Genomic DNA, 17,207 nt, shown 5'->3' on the forward strand with positions numbered 1-17,207 from the left:
GATTCACCACAAATGTTGATTAAAAGTACAAAAGTTTCGTTCACCACAAATCTGTCTTTATAGCACAAAACCCCGCCTTTTGGGTAGGTGCTGTTAGCGGGTCGTTGTTCTTCTTTTCTCTCCAATTGTCTCTCAGTTTTTGTTGTTCTTTTTTCAGTCTATAGGTTATTAATTAGTCAGTTTAGATTTCACGTGTCTCAATCTTTTTCCACTAACTTGGTTCTAAAATTTTAATAATTATTTGTCTACATATTTTATTGCTGTCCCTGAAACAACTGGATACCAAGCTTGGAAATCATACTTAATATTTATTACAGCATCAGCTTTAAGTTCTATTGCTTTCTTCTTAAGTCCATTTAAGAGTTGTTGTGGAGTATGAAAGACTGCACCGTCAGTTTGTATGTAGCTGATTTCTGAATATTTTTTGTCCGGCAACTTTGTCGTAAATAATTCTATTGTTTCATTGTCGCCCTTGGTCAAAGTGGCAACTCTTGTTGTCGTGCAACTTGTCATTGTTACAACTAAAATAAGTCCAAATAGAACTGCGGTTGATTTTAACTTTTTCATTTGTCTAAAAATTAATTGTTCGTTTAACTGTTTTGTTGTCATTTTATTGTTTGTCTGTTTGTCTGTTTACAATGCCCGCTAACGGTTTCGGGCTTTGCGTTCGGGCGGGTTTCGGAGCACAAAACTGTCAACCAGCACTGAACTTAAATAGAAGCACAAAGCTCCAAGTTTGCACGTCACCCCGCCTGACGCAAAACCCGTGTTGGCGGTTCGTGCTTCTTCTTTGTATGTTAGTCTGCTGCCCATCTATATTCAAAATCTTCTGGATTTAATTCAAGAGTTGTTGTCAGTCGGTTTTTTATTTCTTGTCCACCCGGCATAAGAGGAAGCATACTGAAATAGTTTCTTATCGCACCATTTATACCTGCTAAACAACTTTTTGCCTTAATCCAATTGTGAGGGCTGAAAACTCTGTTTTGGGGTTGCGGTTCATTGGCTGCTGCTTCAAGTGCCATATTTAGACTCACACCAGCAATTTTAATTATTTCTCCAATCATGCCTGCTTCTTTTGCTTTTTCGTAGCACTTAATTGGAAATGGAACTCTTTCAGCTTGGTTATTTGATATTGAAAAGCACATTGATACCGCATATAAATGGTGATAGGGTGCATATGCTTTCATTGCTAAAAGAGTTTCATTAAGTCCAAGTGGATTTTCTTTTCCCCATGTTTTCAGTATTTCTTGATAGAAGAAATTAAGCGCCTGAGCATTTTCAGGTTTGTATTCTCTTTTAAAAAGCTGCTCAAAGTATTTGTCAAATATTTTTGTTTCACTGTATGAAATATTTGGTCTTTGTGAATGCCAAGCGATTAAGAACTTACCCAAGTCTGAAAAGTCAAGAACATAAGATTTGTCTTTGTCGGCTGGTGGAACTTCACCACGTTTAGTAATAAAGTAACCTTGTGGATATTTCTGCTCAAATTGTTTTTTGATATTTAAAACACGCTTGTCATTACTTCTTAAATCTCTTGGTTTTACAGCGCTTTGAGAGTTTGTGTTAATGCTTATTCTATCGGCTCTGTCTCGCTGCGGAATTTCATAGAAACGGAAAAGAACGTAAGTGTCTTCAAGTGTTTTGACTTTTTCACTGCAACTCAAAATCGTGTTTAAAGATTGACAACCGTTTACAACACTAAGTCCGTGTAGTTTCAATTGATTATCTTTCTTTTCCATTCTGTTACATATGGCAGTAATACCATTATGGAAAAAGAAAAAGTCTTTGTGTTTGTCACTATAAATGGTTTGCCTAATACCCTTATTTACTGTGTTGCTTAGTCCTAAACTCTGCCTAACGTTTTTTTGAAAGAGAGTTCCATCTTTTATACCTGGTATCTTTATGCACTCTTTTAACGGTAGTGCGCCAATAGCAACTTTTGTGTTTGCTAATGTTTCATACATAAAGTGTCCTGCCGAAAGGTCTATTACATGGTTTATAGAAGGATTTTCCTTTTCAAGTGCAAGGTCATAACGTCTTTTAATTTCGTCACTGTCTATGACGGAAATAGAACAGATTAAATCGTCTTTCTCAGATAAGTCCGCAAGCTGTTGTTGAAAGGTCGCTAGGTCATTTTTAGCTGCTGCCGTTAAATCCCCTGTGGTTATTAATTCAAAGGCAATTTCATAGTCGTCTTCTAATGCTCTTGCAACGTCTGATAATTTTCTTTTCAGTTTGTTGTTACCAACTTCTTGAAGTCTAACAAGGTCACGTAGTTGTATCCATGAGGATAATACTTCTCTCAAAGGTTCAGCGTCAACCACTGTCCCACCAATGAACTTTCCTTGAAGAATGAAAATTGTGTTTTTATCATCATCAATTACTATCGCATCTATTTGTTTGTCGTCTGCACCATCTGTAATGTCGTCTCTGGTTTCTACCATGTCTCGCAGGTGAACATTACGCAAATACCAAGCAATAAATCTTTGTCCGTTGTTGGGGAAATTGTCCTGATAGTAGGGTGTTTTTATTTCTTCGTTAATCTGTTCAAACATATATTATGTCGTTGTTAATTGTTTACTGTGTCGTTTTTTAGCATGACCGCCAACTAACTTATAAGTCTGATAGAATCATCCTTTAGCTCCCAATATGGGTAGATAGGTCTGATTTTTTATCAGGCTTTATTACGTGTGCAATTTTATTAAAAATATTATAAATCATCAAAGGGGCTTTTGATTTTTTTTAAACTTTTTTCTGTTACATGGGTATATATTTCTGTGGTTTTTGAACTCTTATGGCCAAGCAATTCCTGAATGTACCGTAAATCGGTACCGGATTCCAGTAAATGTGTGGCATACGAGTGTCTTAACCAATGAAGGGTGACAGGCTTTTTGATGCCTGCTTTTTGTAAAGCCTGCTTCAAAACGCTTTGTAGGCTTTTTTCACTGTATGGTTCCGTAGGTTTTTGACCTTCAAATAACCATACTTTAGGCTTATACATTTTATAGTATTCTCGTAATAGCTTAATCAGTTTATCTGAAACAGGAACTATTCTGTCTTTTTTTCCTTTTGCATTATGAATAATAAGCAAATTCCTTTTACTGTCCACATTGGATAGCTTTAAATTTAAAAGTTCACTTCTTCTTAATCCGCATGCATAGATTAAACTTAACATGGCCTTGTGTTTTATATTCGCCGGTGCTTCCAAAATGGCTTTTACTTCTTCTTTACTGAGTACATTCGGTAATTTTCTTCCCTGCTTAGGTCGGTGAATCTCTCCGGGATCCAGTCGGCGCTTTGTCATTCGGCTGTAAAATAACTTCACAGCATTTACTACCTGGTTCTGAAACGAAGATGAATATTGATTCTTAAGAATGTATTGATTGTTAAATTCGATCAAATCCTGCCCGGTGATTTCTGAAATTGGTTTGGATGCATGGTAGCGCAAAAAGGTACGGATGGCCTCTGTGTACGTTTTAACGGTATTACTGCTGTAACGCTTTGATTTCATCCACTGCTCAAATAACTGAATTTGAACTATTGCTTCATGACTTAGAGGAGGTAATGATTTGCTTGCTTGTTTTTGGGTTTTATAGGGTATGGGTTGCTTTTTTTTTAATTCAGAGAGATCCAGCCATGCGAATCCCTTCAGGGTTTCATACATCCGTTTGAAGTTTTGTTTGGTATTTTCCAGATACCAACACTGCATGGTTTTGCTCCATATTGCTCCGACAGATTTTACAGTTTCTATCAAAGTTTTATCGTAGGGGAAGTAAATTCCAATGCAAATTTTATCATCTTTAACGATGGATTTTAGGGTGATGGTTTTTGTCATGCTATTTCGCAACATTTAAATGAATAAATATAATTAAAAATTTTATTTGAGGAGGTCATGACTGTATTAAAAATTATAGGGTTTTACTATTTTTTGTTATCTGCAGGATGGGAGCGGAAATGCCAAAGGAGCTAGCCTTAACAAAGCTTGTAGGATAGAGACGCGCGGAAGCATGCGCCAGGGCGGAGGCGGATATGAGCTGCAGCGGGCGGGCAGTGTGGCTCACGGGCGAGGAGGCGGAGCGGTAGCGAGCCACCGCAGCCCGATGTGCCACGCCCGAACCGCAAAGGGAATAGGAGCCGTAGACCGGCCCCCGGCCGCCGGCACAGGGCGGCCGGGGGAGGCGCCCAAATAAAGATAATCACCGGGTTAGTGTAGCTCTTCAGGGGGGCGACAGCTTTCGCCTATGCAAAGGAAGAGTTGGTCTTTGTGGGGATGGAACCGATGGAGGAAGATGTCGGCCTGGTCGGGCTGTCCGGTGGAGAGGACAAGGGCATCGGGGTAAAAGTTTGCCCGGTAGGGGAGTGCTTTCTGATGGGCGCGGGGTCCGGTGATGACGTATAGTTTCAAAGGGGCTGCGTGCAGCAGATGTACGTACCACCAATGGTAGTAGGCTTCGGGATGGTCGATGATGCGGTCGCGCATGGCATTGAGCATGGCCTGGCTGCGCTCGGTGTACTCGTGGTGGCCGGTGATGTGACCCAGGAATAGGAGGTTTTCGGCCATGAGGGCATTGGAGGAGGGGATTACATTGTCTTCGGTGTCGACGGACTTGTGGATGAGAAGTGTATCGTGTTGGGGGGTATTGGTAAAGAGTATTTGTTCGGGGGTGTTGTGGTAGAGGTAGGCTCGCTCAGTGAAGGCGAGGGCGGTTTGGAGGTAGGATGGGTCGCCGGTGGTGCTGAAGAGCCGTATGGCTGCACGGATGGCAGTGGCAAGGTCGTCGAGGAGGCAACGTGCGTGGAAGGCGCTTTTTTTCTGATAGTGTGCACCGTGGGTAATGATTTGGTAAATGGTCCGGAACAGGTCTTTGGCTTGCAGGAGCCAGGGGTGGTGGCCGGTAGCTTCGTAGGCGGTGACGAGTGCAGAGGTGAGGAGGGCATTCCAGGCGGCAATGACTTTGTCATCGACTCCGGGTCGGGGTTTGGCAGAGCGTATCTGACGTGCGCGGGTGAGGAATTGCTTGATTTGGTCTGCGGCCTGGGAGAGTGTGAGGTGGTGCTTTTGGAGGTAGTGTTCGAGTGGTTGGGACTGGTGCAGTACATAGAGGCCTTCCCACTGTTCGCCCGGATGCAATGAGTACAGGTCGCGCAGAAAGTCCTGGTGTAGGCCTTGAAGCATGGTGTGAATCTCTGCAGGCGTGAAAGTGTAGGTTTTGCCTTCTTCGCCATCGGCATCGGCATCGAGGGCGGCATAGTATCCGCCTTCAGGGTTGGCCATTTCGGCGTGGAGCCAATGGAGGGTTTTTTGGATGGTGTGGATATAGTTTTCTGACCTGGAGTGTTTATAGGCTTCGGCGTAGGTTTCGATCAGGAGGGCATTGTCGTAGAGCATTTTTTCGAAGTGGGGGATTTTCCAATGGGCATCGGTAGAGTAGCGGTAAAATCCGCCGGCGGTGTGGTCGAATATTCCTCTTCGGGAAATGTTCTGGAGGGTGGTGTGGACGTAGCGGGAGAGTTGGTCTTCGTCGGTGTAGACGGCTATTTTGAGCATGGAGAGCAACTGGGCGGGCATCATGAACTTGGGTGCGCGGTCGGGACCTCCGGATTGCAAATCGCGGTTTTTCAGAAGTTTTTGAGCAGCGGTATAGAGCAAGTCAGCCGATGGTTTTTCGAAACCTTTTACTAGAGGCGTGGCGTGGAGTACTTTGATGCTCTGGCTGAGTTTGTCAGCATACTCGAGCAGCTGGGCGGGTTCTTTTTGCTTGATTTCGGCGATCTGGGTCAGTGCACTCATCCAGCTTTTTTTGGGCAGGTATGTGACTCCCCATACGGGACGGCCATCGGGCAAGGCTATGATGTTGAGGGGCCATCCGCCTCTGCCTGTCATCAGCTGCAGAGCGTCCATGTAAATTTGGTCCACATCGGTGTGCTCCTCGCGGTCTACTTTTATGGAGATGTAATGCTGGTTCATGAGGCGGGCTACTTGCAGGTCTTCGAAGCATTCGCGCTCCATCACATGGCACCAGTGGCAGGCTGAGTATCCGATGCTGATGATGAGGAGTTTGTCGTCTTCCTTTGCTTTTTGGAAGGCTTCTTCGCCCCATGGATACCAATCTACGGGATTGTGGGCATGCTGTCGGAGATAGGGGCTGGGAGAGTCTTTGAGGCGGTTCATTGGAAGGTGTTTTTGGGGCTGAATTCAACTGTAAGGGCAGATTGCTGTAGGGGGGGGGCTCATGTGCTGCAGGGGTGGGTGCCTGAACGGGGAGGGGGATGAGGTCTTTTAGTCTTCGATATCGAAGAGCAAGGGGAGGCCGGCAGAGGGTGGGCGCTTGCCCAGGTGGCGATAGGCTTTTTCCATGGCGATCCGTCCGCGGCTGGTGCGGGCTATGAAACCTTCCTGGATGAGGTAGGGTTCGTACACCTCTTCGAGAGTGCCTGCTTGTTCGCCCACGGCGGTGGCCAGGGTATTGATGCCTACGGGTCCGCCTTTAAACTTGTCGATGATGGCCGACAGGATTCTGTTGTCCATTTCGTCGAGTCCGTATTCGTCTACTTTAAGGGCATTGAGGGCATAGCGCGTGATGTCGAGAGTGATGGTTCCATCGCCTTTGATTTGGGCGAAGTCGCGCACCCGGCGGAGCAGGGCATTGGCTATGCGGGGGGTGCCGCGGGAGCGCCGGGCAATCTCCACGGCTGCATCGGCGTAGATGGGTACACCCAGGATGGCAGAACTGCGCTCTACAATACCGGCCAGTAATTCAGTGGTATAGTACTGCAAACGAGCATTGATGCCAAACCGGGCCCGAAGGGGGCTTGTGAGCAGGCCGCTACGGGTAGTAGCCCCTATGAGTGTAAAGGGGTTGATTTGTATCTGGATGCTTCGGGCGGCCGGTCCGGAGTCGATCATGATGTCGATTTTGAAATCTTCCATAGCGGAGTAGAGGTATTCTTCTACTACGGGCGACAGGCGGTGTATTTCGTCGATAAAGAGAACGTCGCGTTCTTCAAGTCCGGTGAGAAGGCCTGCCAGGTCGCCGGGTTTGTCGAGCACCGGGCCGGAGGTGATTTTGATGTTGACACCGAGCTCATTGGCTATGATGTTTGCCAGGGTAGTTTTTCCAAGTCCGGGAGGACCGTGCAGCAGTACATGGTCGAGGGCTTCATTGCGCTGATTGGCTGCGGCTACAAAAACACGCAGATTTTCTACCACCGAATCCTGGCCGGCGAAGTCGTCGAATGTGACGGGTCGGAGACGGCGTTCGATTTCGAGTTCTTCGGGAGCAAGGCGATGCTTATCCGGATTTAAATTTGGGTTCATTCTGATTCAAAGATAAGGTAGGAGAGTCGTTCGGGGTGGAGGTATTCGGCTGTAATCTGCTGAAGGGTCTGGGGTGTAATTTCGAGCAATTTGTCCCAAATCTGAGCGGTGGATTCGATTTTGGTAAAAAGTTCATAGCTTCGGGCTGCGTTGATGATGCGGCTTAGGGCATTTTCCTGTTGTATGAGAAAGTGACCCATAAATTGAATGCGTGCTTTCATGAGCTTGCGCTCCGAAAGGGGAGTGTCAATGAGTTTAAAGAGCTCTTTTTGAATGAGTTTGATAACTTTATCTAAACTGCTCTTGTCAGTGCCGAAGTAGATGCCCAGGAATCCGCAGTCGGAATAGGGGTGGTAAAAGGATTCGAGCTCGTATGTAAGGCCATATTTTTCGCGAATGTTAAGGTTTAGCAGGTTGTTAAGTCCGGGGCCTCCGAGCAGATGGTTTAGCAAGGACAAGGCCGGAAAGTGTGGATGGTGGACGCCCGGAGCGAGGATTCCAAAGGCTGCATGGCATTGGTGGTTGGGTTTCTTTTTCTTCAGGTTGAAATGATGGTGTACCGGGCTCTGTGTGCGGCTGCGAGTAGAGGGCGCGAAAGTTTTGTAGCGAAGGGCACTTTCGGCAAGGGAGAGGATTCTCTCCGGTTTTACCTTTCCCGAGAAAAAGAGTATCATGTTATCGGGACGGTAGAATTGCCGGGTGAAACGGATAAAGTTTTCTTGCGTAAAGGAAGCAATGCTTTCCGGAGTGCCCAATATGTTGCGGCCGATGGGATGCCCCCCTGTGAGCAGTTCGTCAAATTCATCAAGGAGAGCATCTGAAGGCGAATCTCTGTAGGACAGGATTTCGTCATGAATGACTTCGGCCTCTTTGCGGATTTCTTTTTCGGGGAAGGTAGAGTCGAGCGCTATCTCCAGCAGGTGTTCGATGGCTTCGCGGTAGTATTTTTTAAAAATGGTGGCGTGCAACACGGTATTTTCACGGGTGGTAAATGCATTGAGCTCACCGCCTTTTTCATCCAATCGGGTGAGCAGGTATCGGGCACTGTGTTTTGAGGTGCCTTTGAAAAGCATGTGTTCGGTGAAGTGTGCGATGCCTTGTTCGTGGGGTAGTTCGTCTCGGGTACCTGCCCTGATGTGCAGGCCTGTATGTACCACCGGTGAATCGTGGTATCGGATGAGTATGGTGAATCCGTTGGGCAGGGTATGGGTTTCGAATTCTTGTTTTTGTGATTTTACGATAGGGATCAGCATGTGTTCAAGGGCTTTTACAGAAATGGTATTAAAAAAATGCGTGCGGGTACTGCATCGTTGATCATTGCAGGATGCTGAATGTGAACGGCGTATTCACCGTCGTCGATCCGATCAGGAATGTAGAGCAGCTCGCCGATGAGGGCCTGTTGGCCGGAATTTTTTGTTTGATGTTTCCAGAAGGATTTGTGAGCAGCCAGCAGTCCGCCGTCTTGTTCCGGATCCACAGAGGGCAGATCGATAAGCAAGACAGAGATGCCCTGTCTGGCAATTTTTTCGGCATCGGCCGGCGCCAGGTAGGGGGGGTGAGTCTGCGAATATTGCATGGAAGCTTTGGATGGAGGATTAGGCAATGTACGGATGACAAGGGCTTCCGTATTTTTTGGTAATACAGGCCACAGGCCCCTTAAGTCCAGTGCTTCATTGGTTTTGCCTTCTGCTGTAAACAGGTAGCCATTCAAAAACCATTGGTCCATGGCCGGATACATCTGCCGGTGGTGGTGTACATGCCATTCGGTTTCGATGTGTGTGCCGTGGGCATGCGGATTGAGTTGAAGGTTAAAAAAATTGACGCTGCCACCGGCTTCTGTGGAGCCGACCCAGTCGCCGAGCACTACTGCTTTGCGCGAGGACGGTCCTATGTACCAGGCTCTTTCGTGTGGCAATGAAAAGTCGATGGGCAAACTGATGTCAATGGCTTTGGCTACGTTGAGTTTACGGCCATTGATTTCTATGGACACTTCCGGCATGCCCGCAAAATTAAGAGGTGGATGTCTGATGTAAACTTTTGGGGCCGGCTATGGGTCAGGGACTTCAATAGGCCTGAAAAAATTTTTTAATCAGAAGACGGTAAAAAAAAACCACCCTCGACGGGTGGTTGTGCGATACAGGGTTGGCGTTATCTGCCTTCTTCGAATCTTCTCATTTCTTCTTCAAAGGTTTGCTTAAACCGCTCGTAATTGTAGTCGATTCTAAGGCTTTGATCGCGGCTGAGTGTCTGGAAGTAGCTGTCGGCCAGTCTGTCGGCGCTGAGTTCCAGGGCCACATAATATTTGAATACATTGGAGTTTTTTACTTTGGTAGACCTTTCGCACACGGGTATCACACCTCTGAGCTCCTGGTTGATCACAGTGCGTGCATTTTCTTCAAAACGCTCGAGGATTTCTTCCCTGTTGTTGTATTCAGAAGATTTTACGTAATTATCGCCTACCACTTTCATGGTTGTGCTCAGCATTCCGGCCAGTTCAGCCCGGGCATTGCTCAGTGCTTTTCTTTTGGCGGTATTGAGGTCCATGCTTTCTCCAAAGGAGAATGCCCGAAAGGTCTTCGCGTCGGATTTGTACTCGGAGCATGGCAGCTTGATTTCTACCTCATCGGATGGAATGGGTATTTCTTTGTTTTTCTTGCTACGGCACCCGGTGGTCACAAGTGCGAGCGCAATGCCGGAGAGGAACATTGCAGTGGTAATTTTCTTCATATCAGATGTTTTTACGATGCAAATGTATTGAGCCAATAGTTGTGCCAAATGAATTATGTTGCAAGGATGCGTATCAGATTTCTCCGTTATCGGCAAAACTGTAGTATTCGTTTTGTCCTACGATGATATGGTCCAGGACATTAATGTTAAGGATAGTACCGCCTTCTTTTAATCGTTTTGTGATTTGCCGGTCTGCTTCAGAGGGATTCAGATTGCCGGATGGATGGTTGTGAGCCAGTATCAGATTGTTGGCACTGTACTCAAATGCTTTTTTAAACACCACGATGGGATCGACATAAGCAGCATTGATGCCACCGGCACCTATCTGCTCACAGCCGAGCACATTGTTTTTGTTGTTTAAGTAGAGGACGTAAAATTTTTCGACTTCGTAATCAGACAGATAGGGTATCAAGAATTCATACGCTTTTTGAGAGGTGTTGATTACTGTTTTCAAACTTCTGGTTTCGCGGCAGCGCCTTCCGAGTTCCATGGCAGCCAGAATGGTAACGGCTTTTGCTTCTCCGATTCCTTTGATGGACTTTAATTCGCGGAAATTCAGGCGTGACAGTTTTATCAGATCGTTGTTGCAAACTTCAGTAAGCAGCTTTCTGGCCAGCTCTACCGCATTCAATTCGCGGGTGCCAGAGCCGAGCAGGATGGCTATCAGTTCAGAGTCTGAGAGGCTTTCTCTGCCTTTTAGGATGAGTTTTTCGCGAGGTTTGTCGTCGTCAGCCCAGTTTTTAATTACTTTTTTTGCATTCATTGTTCGGTTTCTGACACAAAGTTTTTCCAGCGCTTCATATAGTTGATAAAAGGTTTGCTAAGTCCCTGGGCGGCCAGGTGATTTTCGGAGTAGGGGGGTAGTGAGGGGAGGATATCCCGTCGCCAAAGTTCGGGCAGGTGGTGATGGGCTATGGCAGCCCGGCCTATGGCGAGCAGGTCTGCACCCAGGTGCAAGACTTGCTGTGCCTGCTCCCGGGTGTAAATTTCACCGGCTGTGCGTATCAGTGATGCATGGCCTACTTTCTGGTTGGCAAAATAGGTGATGGCGTGCGGGCCATCGGGATACTTTTCGGGTTTTTTCAGGGCATTCCAGAGCGAAATATCCAGATAATCCACTTCACTTTCAAACAATAGTTGGGCAGTCTGCAGACTTTCATCAAAGTCGATCCCGGTAAAAAATGAGAAGTCTTCCGGCGATATTCGTACGCCCACGATCTTTTTTCCTTTCAGATGGCGCTGAATCCGCTTCAGGATGGCAAGCAGGAAGTTCATTCGCTTCTTTGGAGTTCCACCCCAGTGGTCGGTTCTCTTGTTGGTGGCAGCACTGAGAAACTGGTGGATCAGGTATCCGTGCGCTGCGTGAATTTCCACACCGTCAAATCCGGCTTCACAGGCTCTGATGGCTGCCTGCTCAAATGCCGTTATCCACTCTTCGATCAATGTCTCTGGTGCCTCTCGGGCGATCAACTGACCACTGGATCGATGAAAGATGTCCGATGCACTCCAAAGATTCCGGCCAGTCAATTCCGGATTGGCTCGCGAGCCACCGTGAAACAATTGTGCGATCACCAGTGAACCGTGCCTGTGGATGGCTTGAGTGAGCTTTCGTAGGGGGCTGATAAACCGGTCGGAGGACAACCCCATCTGCCCTTGCCAGGCTTTTCCATCGTCGGTCACATACATAGCACAGGTCGCCACAGTGCCAAACTCTCCCTGGGCGCGCATTTCCAAAAAACGGATTTCTTCTTCAGACACGGTACCGTCGGGGTGGCTTTGTTGGTTGGTCATAGGAGCGAGTACCAGTCGGTTGGGGGCTTTCATGCCGCTGATCGGGTAGATAATGGAATCGTCAAAGCGTTTTGTCAACGGTTGTGTAGTTTTTTTGTTGCAAAATACAGTGTACACCAATGACGCAGCCGATGGATTGGTCAAAAATTTTTTCACCTTACCGACTTGGGGAAGAGCCCTCCGGCAACTCCCTGCGTACTGAGTATGAAAGGGATTACGACCGCATTATCTTTTCATCTTCTTTCCGCAGATTGCAAAACAAAACTCAGGTATTTCCACTTCCCGGCCACGTGCTGGTGCACAATCGCCTGACACACTCGCTCGAAGTAGCCAGCGTAGGCAGAAGCCTAGGTCGAGCTGCCGGAGGGTACATAGCTCAGCACTGTGTTGACAAAAATGATGCAGCGACACGGGAATTTTACACATTCAGTTTGGCATCGGTGATTGCATCCGCCTGTCTGGCTCACGACATCGGCAACCCTGCCTTTGGTCACTCGGGTGAAAAAGCCATCAGCCGTTTTTTTGAACACAACAGCTCCCTAAGAAACCTCTTTTCTGAAGGGCAATGGACAGATCTGACCCGATTCGAAGGCAATGCCAATTCGTTCCGAATTGCTGCGCAGCGAAAACCCAATCGCCTCCAGCAGGGGTTGGGGATCACAGTCACTACACTTGCTGCCATGATCAAATATCCCTGCGAATCTACCGCCATCGACAAGGACTTTGTACACCGCAAAAAATACAATGTCTTTCAGAGCGAAAAGCAATTGCTTGCTGAGGTGGCCGATCGTACGGGTATGAAATGTGAAGCTTCCCGACCGCTCGTCTACGGCAGACATCCCTTTGTCTATCTGGTAGAGGCTGCTGACGATATCTGCTACGCCATCATGGACTGGGAAGATGCCGCCAAATTGCGCATTATTCCTATCGACTTTGCCAAAGAACTGCTACTGGAGCTCATAAGTACCGACCCCGATTACAACTCCCGAAAAATAACTGCCATACTAAATGGACTGGAAAACGACCCCAACGAGCAGTTGGCCTACCTCAGAGCCAAGTGCATCAATGTGCTGGTAAAACACTGCATTGCCGTATTTGAGCATTACGTAGCTTCAGATAAATTCCAAACACATCCTCCCTCGCTCGTCGACAATTTGCCACCTGCGGTAAAATCCGCATTACAAAAAATTGTTAACCATTCCGTAGAATACATCTACAACCACGATTCGGTCGTAAAAATAGAATTGGCAGGATACAAAATCCTGTCGGGTCTGCTGGAAGATTTTGTCCCGGCTGTACTGTCTTCTCCTCCCACAGGAATGGATAAAAAGTTGCTCCGACTCATACCGGCACAGTTTAAATCACACCCTGACGAGCGCCCTTATGAAAAAGTGATCAAAGTTCTCGATTTTATTTCCGGCATGACCGACCTCTACGCCTTAGAGCTTTACCGCAACCTGAGAGGTATCTCCATGCCCGGCCATGGACTTCATAATTAAATTAAATGCACCTTCTGTTTCTTACCGGCAATAAACAACTTGCGACGATGGAAGAATTTTTTTTCAATTGCCCGTACTGCTACGCATCAGTTTCCATACTGACAGAGCCCCTGCCAGGCCATTACCACTACATAGAAGACTGTGAGGTTTGCTGCAGGCCGATTACCCTGCGCTACACCGTGGTATTATCACCTGGCGGAGAAGTCCGCATTCTCCACTTTACGGCTACAACCGACGATGAGCTCTAGCCGTATTGCCGTATTTTTCCGCGGCCTTCATGATTTTCATAATGCTTGGCACAGATGGGCTGCATCGAAAAATAAACTTTTTTCAAACCAACATAAAAAACTGTACTTTGCACAGCACATTACGGCCATCCATGAAAAAGTACAGAATCATCAGCGAAATACCGCCCAGCATCAATGTTGACGGCAATCTTATAACATTTGACACTCCCAAAGTTATGGGCATCATCAATGCCACGCCCGATAGTTTTCACTCCATCAGTCGAGTGAGCAGCGTGGATGAAGCTCTCCGATTGGCAAGCAAAATGGTGGAAGAAGGGGCAGAATTTCTCGATGTAGGTGGCTGCTCCACCAGGCCGGGAAGTGAGCCACCTACCCTGGAAAACGAATGGGAGCGCATCAAAGACATTATCCCGGCACTCAGAAGAGAATTTCCCCGGGTCATCATTTCGGTAGATACGTACCGGTCTGAAATCGCAGAAAGATCCATCGCTGCCGGCGCACAGATGATCAACGACATCAGCGGAGGTACACTCGATCCCAAAATCTTTCAAACCGTAGCCCGTCTGCAGGTACCCTATGTACTTTCCCATCTCAAGGGCACACCCAAAACCATGCAACAAGACCCTCAATATCAAGACCTCATAGGAGATATCTACAGATACTTTACCGAACGCATCAGCAAAGTCAGAGATGCCGGCATCAACGACATCATACTCGATCCCGGTTTCGGCTTTGGAAAAACGCTTCAACACAATTTTGCCATCCTCAAAAACCTGCACATCTTTCAGGACTTTGCCATGCCCGTGATGGTCGGAATCAGCCGTAAATCCATGATTCACAAAGCCCTCCATATCACTCCCGAAGAAGCCCTCAACGGCACTACCGCCCTTCACATGGTAGCTCTTCAGGCCGGTGTGCACCTGCTCCGGGTTCACGATGTAAAAGAAGCCATCCAGACCATCAAACTGTACGAACTGATCAAAAACTCAGACATCAGCTGATGAATGCCAGTCTCTGGATCCAACTGCTCGATATCTTTATCGTTTCCCTGCTGTTGTACCAGATTTACCGCCTTATCAAAGGTACCTCTTCCCAAAGCATTCTGCTAGGCATCCTTTTCATTTTCGCAATATGGAAAGTGGTCCAATGGCTCAAGCTCACCATATTGACCGAAATTCTTAGCCGCTTTATCGACATTGGCTTTTTGGCCCTGGTCATCATCTTTCAGACCGAAATCCGCAGGTTTCTACTCGTACTCGGAGCACCCGGCAATAAAATCAGTCTCAATTGGCTCAGACGGTATTTGGTCAAAAAGAACAATGACCAGCTCGAATCGACCGACTACGATCAGATCCTCCTCGCCTGCGAACGACTTAAAATCCAGGGAAACGGCGCCCTAATCGTCATCGGACGAAACAACATACTCTCCACATACAAGCAAACCGGCGTCCTGCTCGATGCCCATTTGAGCGCACTCCTGCTCGAATGCATTTTTCAGAAAACTTCCCCCCTTCACGACGGTGCCGTAATCATCGAAAAAAATAAAATCACTGCAGCCCGCGTCATACTCCCAGTCAGCGAAAACCCGAAACTCCCAGGTCATTTTGGCCTTCGGCACAGGGCCGCCTTGGGCATTTCAGAGCGCACCGATGTAGTGGTCATCGCCCTCTCCGAAGAAACCCGCCAGTTCATGCTGTGCCACGACGGACAGTATGAGCTCAACCTCTCCAAAGAACAATTAAAAAACCAGCTCCTGCAGTACTTCAGCTTCTGACCCCTATTCCCTGTTTTTGGAATCCATCCAGATCGTCACCGGCCCATCGTTGACCAGCTCCACCTCCATCATCGCTCCAAACACTCCCGTATGCACCTTCTTGCCCGTCATTTTTCCCAGCGCTTCGACAAAATATTCGTACAGCGGTATCGCCACCTCAGGCCTGGCCGCAGCCACATAGCTCGGCCGGTTGCCCTTTCGGGTAGAGGCATGCAGGGTAAACTGGCTCACCACCAGCAGCTCTCCGCCTACTTCAGCCAGGCTTAGGTTCATCTTGCCCTGCGCATCGTTGAAGATTCTCAGCTGACATATTTTGCCGGCCAGCCAATCGGCATCCTCCTTTCCGTCGTCATGGCCAATGCCCACCAGCACCACCAGCCCCAGGCCTATCGCACCCGTTACTTTGCCGTTTGCCGTTACTTTTGCCCGTCGTACACGCTGTATCACTACTCTCATTCCGATATGATTAAGGAACTTTCGACATTCGCTGAACTCACCCCCGCAAAATTGTACGAAATCCTAAAACTTCGCAGCACCATCTTCGTCGTCGAACAGCAGTCCATCTATCTCGATGCCGACGGGCACGACCCTCATTGCCTGCACTACACCTACTACCATAACCACACCCCCATTGCCTACAGCCGCATCCTGCCTCCACGCACCGTCTACGAGCAGGCCAGCATAGGCCGCGTATGCGTCGAAAAATCATGGAGACACAAAGGCCTGGGCCGCATGATCTTCGGCGAATCGCTCCAAATCCTCCTCCAATCCTTCGGCCCTCAACCCATCAAAATCCAGGCACAGCTCTATCTGAAAGACTTCTATCGCTCCTTCGGCTTTGAACCCATCACCGAACCCTACGACGACTGCGGCATTCTCCACATCGACATGTTGCGCCCCTAGACCGTTAGCCCAGCTGAGCATCCAGCGAATCCCAGGGACCACCGTTGTAAGCCTCTATGCCAGCAGCCTTCATGCGACTTACAGCAGCACCACTGCGCGCCCCACTCCTGCAGCACGCTATCACCGGCTTTCCATCTTTTTTCAACGCATCAATATGCTTGTCGAGCTGGTCCAGCGGTATGTTTTTCGACCCCTTGACATGCCCGGTAGCGTACTCCCCCGGAGTCCGCACATCGATGATAAGGGCACCCCTCTTTACAAGCTCCTTAAAATCAGTCTTTTTTCCAAATAATACATTAAAAATTCCCATCGGTATAATTTTTCCTCAAAATTCCGTTGTCCGCTCCCTGCCCGGGTGTAACCTGAGTTACCCCACACCGGAAACATCCATTCACACCCAATCGCCCCAACGGGCAGACAGCAAAAACACTCCCCTCTACAATACTTTTTTTAAAAAAAAATTTCAGGGCGTGCCCCTGCGCGCCGGCCACCGCAGCGGTGGCCTTACCGCGCAGGGTCGGGCTGCTGCGGGGTGCGCTTCGCTCCCGTGCTTCGCTGCGCTCCGCACCGCCCCAGTGGGCGCCCTCCGCATCCCTCACGCATAAGCCGGTGGCATCACCTACATCGAAAAATTGCTTAAATTAAATATGTATACACCGTTTATTTTCACAAACTTGCCTTAGATAACCACACATACCTCCAAACCTTGGAAAAACCAGAAATCAATACGGGCTAAAAACAATCTCCATCAAAAGCACTAAAAATAAAACCCTCAACAGCTATCAAATGCTCACCAAAGCAATACCTGACCAATGCCTCTACTTTATCGATTAAGCCAAAACACTTCATCCTGCATCCTGCAAAACCACACTTCGAACTACAAAGCAAGAAGACTGTTCACTCTGGCAAGTACCTGACTTGATATGGGGTTCATACGATTTCCTGTA

17 protein-coding genes are annotated in these 17,207 nt (G+C 47.7%); 5 read left to right on the forward strand and 12 right to left on the reverse strand.

Annotated features, from left to right (window positions below):
* Nucleotides 1–237 precede the first annotated feature (237 nt).
* The 10 genes from DES35_RS03935 to DES35_RS03980 form a co-directional block, all read right to left on the reverse strand.
* On the reverse strand, nucleotides 238–609 hold the full coding sequence (locus DES35_RS03935; protein WP_114365845.1) for a hypothetical protein: 372 nt from the start codon (nucleotides 607–609) through the stop codon (nucleotides 238–240).
* A 188-nt stretch (nucleotides 610–797) separates the two neighbouring features.
* A complete protein-coding gene (locus tag DES35_RS03940) occupies nucleotides 798–2,555 on the reverse strand; it encodes an AIPR family protein (protein WP_071136797.1) in 1,758 nt (585 codons plus the stop codon).
* Between the two features lie 155 nt (nucleotides 2,556–2,710).
* Nucleotides 2,711–3,835 carry a site-specific tyrosine recombinase/integron integrase gene (xerA, locus tag DES35_RS03945; protein ID WP_114366018.1) on the reverse strand — a complete coding sequence of 375 codons (1,125 nt, stop codon included), beginning with the start codon at nucleotides 3,833–3,835 and terminating at the stop codon, nucleotides 2,711–2,713.
* Nucleotides 3,836–4,204: 369 nt separating this feature from the next.
* The gene (locus tag DES35_RS03950) at nucleotides 4,205–6,172 is read right to left on the reverse strand and encodes a thioredoxin domain-containing protein (RefSeq protein ID WP_114365846.1); all 1,968 of its coding nucleotides are present in this window, start codon (nucleotides 6,170–6,172) and stop codon (nucleotides 4,205–4,207) included.
* 108 nt (nucleotides 6,173–6,280) lie between these two features.
* Nucleotides 6,281–7,318 carry a Holliday junction branch migration DNA helicase RuvB gene (gene ruvB, locus DES35_RS03955; RefSeq protein ID WP_114365847.1) on the reverse strand — a complete coding sequence of 346 codons (1,038 nt, stop codon included), beginning with the start codon at nucleotides 7,316–7,318 and terminating at the stop codon, nucleotides 6,281–6,283.
* Nucleotides 7,315–8,571, reverse strand: a complete 1,257-nt coding sequence (locus tag DES35_RS03960; RefSeq protein ID WP_114365848.1) for a M16 family metallopeptidase — start codon at nucleotides 8,569–8,571, stop codon at nucleotides 7,315–7,317. The genes ruvB and DES35_RS03960 overlap by 4 nt, the downstream gene beginning before the upstream one ends.
* Before the next feature lie 14 nt (nucleotides 8,572–8,585).
* Nucleotides 8,586–9,317 carry a cyclase family protein gene (locus DES35_RS03965; RefSeq protein ID WP_037356400.1) on the reverse strand — a complete coding sequence of 244 codons (732 nt, stop codon included), beginning with the start codon at nucleotides 9,315–9,317 and terminating at the stop codon, nucleotides 8,586–8,588.
* 149 nt (nucleotides 9,318–9,466) lie between these two features.
* Complete coding sequence (locus tag DES35_RS03970; protein WP_037356403.1) at nucleotides 9,467–10,045, reverse strand: hypothetical protein; 579 nt, start codon at nucleotides 10,043–10,045, stop codon at nucleotides 9,467–9,469.
* 73 nt (nucleotides 10,046–10,118) lie between these two features.
* Nucleotides 10,119–10,808 (reverse strand): RadC family protein, encoded by a 690-nt coding sequence (gene radC / locus DES35_RS03975; protein WP_114365849.1) that lies wholly within the window; start codon nucleotides 10,806–10,808, stop codon nucleotides 10,119–10,121.
* Complete coding sequence (locus DES35_RS03980; protein WP_125039341.1) at nucleotides 10,805–11,914, reverse strand: NADH:flavin oxidoreductase; 1,110 nt, start codon at nucleotides 11,912–11,914, stop codon at nucleotides 10,805–10,807. Before DES35_RS03980 ends, radC begins: the two co-directional genes overlap by 4 nt.
* 53 nt (nucleotides 11,915–11,967) lie before the next feature.
* On the opposite strand from DES35_RS03980, the gene dgt reads away from it, so the two are divergent.
* From dgt to cdaA, 4 genes are all read left to right on the forward strand, one after another.
* A complete protein-coding gene (gene dgt, locus DES35_RS03985; RefSeq protein WP_037357061.1) occupies nucleotides 11,968–13,335 on the forward strand; it encodes a dGTP triphosphohydrolase in 1,368 nt (455 codons plus the stop codon).
* Between the two features lie 5 nt (nucleotides 13,336–13,340).
* Complete coding sequence (locus DES35_RS03990; RefSeq protein WP_307718905.1) at nucleotides 13,341–13,583, forward strand: CPXCG motif-containing cysteine-rich protein; 243 nt, start codon at nucleotides 13,341–13,343, stop codon at nucleotides 13,581–13,583.
* A gap of 131 nt (nucleotides 13,584–13,714) precedes the next feature.
* Nucleotides 13,715–14,584, forward strand: coding sequence for a dihydropteroate synthase (folP, locus tag DES35_RS03995; RefSeq protein WP_051889145.1), 870 nt, complete (start codon nucleotides 13,715–13,717; stop codon nucleotides 14,582–14,584).
* Nucleotides 14,584–15,357: a diadenylate cyclase CdaA gene (cdaA, locus tag DES35_RS04000; RefSeq protein WP_037356412.1), complete on the forward strand. Its 774-nt coding sequence runs from the start codon at nucleotides 14,584–14,586 to the stop codon at nucleotides 15,355–15,357. Before folP ends, cdaA begins: the two co-directional genes overlap by 1 nt.
* Nucleotides 15,358–15,360: 3 nt before the next feature.
* Here the strand turns inward: cdaA and dtd are convergent, their stop codons facing one another.
* The gene (gene dtd / locus DES35_RS04005) at nucleotides 15,361–15,813 is read right to left on the reverse strand and encodes a D-aminoacyl-tRNA deacylase (RefSeq protein WP_037356415.1); all 453 of its coding nucleotides are present in this window, start codon (nucleotides 15,811–15,813) and stop codon (nucleotides 15,361–15,363) included.
* 6 nt (nucleotides 15,814–15,819) lie between these two features.
* On the opposite strand from dtd, the gene DES35_RS04010 reads away from it, so the two are divergent.
* Nucleotides 15,820–16,260, forward strand: a complete 441-nt coding sequence (locus DES35_RS04010) for a GNAT family N-acetyltransferase (protein WP_037356418.1) — start codon at nucleotides 15,820–15,822, stop codon at nucleotides 16,258–16,260.
* A 4-nt stretch (nucleotides 16,261–16,264) separates the two neighbouring features.
* Here the strand turns inward: DES35_RS04010 and DES35_RS04015 are convergent, their stop codons facing one another.
* Nucleotides 16,265–16,570 (reverse strand): rhodanese-like domain-containing protein, encoded by a 306-nt coding sequence (locus DES35_RS04015; RefSeq protein ID WP_037356421.1) that lies wholly within the window; start codon nucleotides 16,568–16,570, stop codon nucleotides 16,265–16,267.
* Nucleotides 16,571–17,207: the final 637 nt, after the last annotated feature.

The organism is Schleiferia thermophila, from assembly GCF_003337435.1.
Lineage (GTDB): Bacteria > Bacteroidota > Bacteroidia > Flavobacteriales > Schleiferiaceae > Schleiferia > Schleiferia thermophila.